This is a genomic window from Xenorhabdus beddingii (assembly GCF_002127545.1).
In the GTDB taxonomy this organism is placed as follows: Bacteria; Pseudomonadota; Gammaproteobacteria; order Enterobacterales; family Enterobacteriaceae; genus Xenorhabdus; species Xenorhabdus beddingii.
In genome coordinates this window covers 1-2531 of sequence record NZ_MUBK01000080.1, presented here as the reverse complement: position 1 = coordinate 2531, position 2531 = coordinate 1, and the positions used below count along the sequence as shown (strand labels likewise).

Below are 2531 nucleotides of genomic sequence, written 5' to 3'. Positions count from 1 at the left end.
CTTTATCCGCCAGACCCTGAGTCAGGGCAACACCCTGCCCGATATCCAGCCCGGCGAGCAGTTGCAGCAGCAACGGGCGGAAGTCTCGCAGCGCGTCACGCAGGAGGGCAGTTGGATACGCCAGACTGACCAGACCATTAACGAGTCCTCCATGCATCGCGTCGTCAGGGCAGACACGGAAACGCGTACCGTGGTTGCACGGGACACCACGGTACAGGCCACGGATAAAGCCACCGTCTTGGGAACGTCTACGTTACTGGCGGGCGCTGTCCGGCACATCGCCGATGGGGATTACTGCATCGCGACCTCATCAAACTTCGTCGCCAGTGTGGGGACAGAAGCTAATATTGATGTCGGGCAAACGCTGGTAGAAAAAATCGGCCTGCTTAAGCAGAGCATCGCCGGCGCCAAGCAAGAGATAGTCGCGCCCGTGATTTGGGTAGGCAGCCAGCAAATCAACGTCATGACCCTGATGTTAGACACGCTGGATGTGGTGAAAGAACTGGCTGAACTGACCGCCGCCCATACCCATCACAACACCGGCACCCCGGAGAACGCCAGCGCCATCAGAAACACGGCCTATAAATCCGATGGGCTGAAACAGAAATATTCGCCGGTGATTGGGTGAATTTTATTTATATTACAAATGAGTGAGATTGCTATTTTAAGTGGTAAAAAGTAAGATTGGCGTTCTATTTCAGAAAGGTACGAATCCACTCTCAAAGTGAAACTAACACGTTGAGAACGATGATGGCGGTGTCAATAAACTTTCATCCGTTGGCTCCCAGACACCCCTTATCAACCTAAAGACAGTGCAATCAACCTCACCAATTGATTGTCTGTTTATCAAATAACCTCGCTTCGGCGGGGTTTTTGTTTTTCTATGGTAATAAAAAAATATTACAAACACATTGACGAGGTAATAAAAAAATATTACTATTTTACCATGTTAAACAGAATGGGGGATTAGTGAAGCAGAGTGAGTTCAGGCGGTGGCTTGAGTCTCAGGGGGTAATAATCAAGAATGGAAAGAATCACTTGATACTCTTTCATGGAGACGCAAGAAGTGCAATGCCAAGACATCCGAGTAAAGAGATTAACGAAAAATTAAGGTTATCAATTCTTAAGCAGTTAAAACTCAAATAACTAACCAGCCCTTCGGGGCTGGTTCTTGGGCTAACTCGACTCACTACTATGATTATGCGATATCCAGTAAATATTGAAGAAGACGGAACGAACCTGTTTGTCTCGTTCCCTGATATACCAGAGGCATTGACCTGTGGTGATGACCTAGCCGATGCAAAAGCGATGGGCTATGATGCGCTACTCACTGCCTTTTCTATGTATTTTGACGATGAGAGTAAGGAAATTCCGTTACCGGGCGATACGGTAACGGAGCACTATATTGATATTCCGGCAAGTGTTGCGGCTAAAATTCTTTTGCTTAATGCCATGGTAAGATCAGGTGTTAGCCGTTCGGAACTGGGGCGTCGTGTTGGCATTCAAAAGCAGAATGTCAAGCAACTGCTGGATGTTTATCACGCGACAAAAATTGACACGATAGAAAAGGCCTTATCAAATTTAGGCTATGAATTAATCCTCACGGCGGCTTAAATCAGCTTAGGTGATAGATTGCATTTTTGAACTCAATGCCTCCAACCAAAGGCGACTCCTCGCGGAGTGGCCTTTTTTATATTCTTATAAAACGCAACCAGACGCACGCTAGGACATTCATTCGTTAACCCACTCCTCTCGCGGCTAATTTGGATCAACGTCTCTGCGTTGCGCCCATGTTGCACAATCCCCACGAAATAAACGTAAACCTGACGTAAAACGGACTACACCGCACCCGCCTGCACGTTTTGGATCAAAAAAATATTTCAGTTTTAAAATTCTACAAAATGACCCGCCAGACCGTGCCAGTACTGGCGGTGTAAGAGCAATCGCAAAATGAAAGGGGTGAAAGGATTTTCAGGCCATTTCAGTTTTTGGATCAAAAGCGGATCACGGGGAAAATATCAATGCAATGATATTAAAGGGAAAATGCTATTTTACGTGAGGTAAGTGGATCACAAAGAAAGCCATATCATCTTAAGAAAGTCAGCGTGTGTGCGGCTTTGAGGGAAAAGGGAAACTGAAATTTATTGTTTCGCTGAATTATCTTTGTCTGCGTGTACGACTCTGATGTTCTGAGCTGTTTCGATAATTTTGATAGCCTCTTCTGCTAACAGTCCTTTCAAATTGATTAGGGTACTGTCTTTGGAAACTTCAATTTTGATATTCCGTTTTGTAGTAAACATTTCCATTATCCTTAATAGTGTTGATGTACTTTAATTAAGCAATAATTAATTATGTTAGAGGAAAGGGTGTAAGGCAAGCGAAAGATATTTCGGGGGGCAGTATGGCCCGTAGTTAAAAATCTTTGCCGCCATTTTGCCGCCATTTTCAAATAAAAAAGGGCTACACTTTCGTGTAACCCCTTGTTTTATTTGGTGGAGCTGGCGGGAGTTGAACCCGCGTCCGAAATTCCT

At 45.2% G+C, this 2531-nt stretch carries 3 protein-coding genes, 1 other RNA gene and 1 pseudogene; 3 read left to right on the top strand and 2 right to left on the bottom strand.

From position 1 onward, the window contains the following. The 3 genes and pseudogenes from Xbed_RS18365 to Xbed_RS18355 all read left to right on the top strand — a co-directional run. A pseudogene (locus tag Xbed_RS18365) lies at positions 1-628 on the top strand (hypothetical protein); the annotation flags it as partial. Between the two features lie 341 nt (positions 629-969). Next, positions 970-1146 (top strand): type II toxin-antitoxin system HicA family toxin, encoded by a 177-nt coding sequence (locus Xbed_RS18360; protein WP_086114265.1) that lies wholly within the window; start codon positions 970-972, stop codon positions 1144-1146. 54 nt (positions 1147-1200) lie between these two features. Continuing rightward, positions 1201-1614: a type II toxin-antitoxin system HicB family antitoxin gene (locus Xbed_RS18355; protein ID WP_086114266.1), complete on the top strand. Its 414-nt coding sequence runs from the start codon at positions 1201-1203 to the stop codon at positions 1612-1614. Between the two features lie 527 nt (positions 1615-2141). Here the strand turns inward: Xbed_RS18355 and Xbed_RS19845 are convergent. Then, a complete protein-coding gene (locus Xbed_RS19845; protein ID WP_167371950.1) occupies positions 2142-2300 on the bottom strand; it encodes a hypothetical protein in 159 nt (52 codons plus the stop codon). Between the two features lie 190 nt (positions 2301-2490). Continuing rightward, positions 2491-2531: a transfer-messenger RNA gene (ssrA, locus tag Xbed_RS18350) on the bottom strand; the annotation flags it as partial.